Source organism: Pseudomonas sp. IT-196MI5 (assembly GCF_949767415.1).
GTDB lineage: Bacteria > Pseudomonadota > Gammaproteobacteria > Pseudomonadales > Pseudomonadaceae > Aquipseudomonas.
Window position 1 is genome coordinate 1 of record NZ_CATKPZ010000070.1, and the last position, 374, is coordinate 374.

Genomic DNA, 374 nt, shown 5'->3' on the forward strand with positions numbered 1-374 from the left:
GGCATCATGCTCTATGAAATCGGCACCGATAACGCCGGCCTGGCCAACGCCGGTGCCGCCGCCCGAGCCCAAGGCCCCTCGACCATCGCCAGCAACCCCGCGGGCATGAGCTACCTGCCGGGCACGCAAATCACCGCCGGCTTGCAGGTTCTGTATGGCGACCTGAGCTTCGACCGCGACTCCGGCACCAACGTCTCGGGCAGCGGCAGCGGCAATGCCCTCGATCCGATTCCCGGTGGCAGCTTCTTCATCAGCCATGAACTGGACGAGCACTGGAGCGTCGGTTTCGGCCAGTACGGTGACTTCGGGTTGGCGGTCAATTACGACAACGACTGGTCCGGCCGCTACTTCGCGCAGAACGCCACCCTGCTCGG

At 65.2% G+C, this 374-nt stretch carries 1 protein-coding gene; it reads left to right on the forward strand.

The window, feature by feature from the left end:
- The coding region (locus ACM6IK_RS25695) for an outer membrane protein transport protein (RefSeq protein ID WP_414876541.1) at nucleotides 1-374 on the forward strand (374 nt) is incomplete at both ends.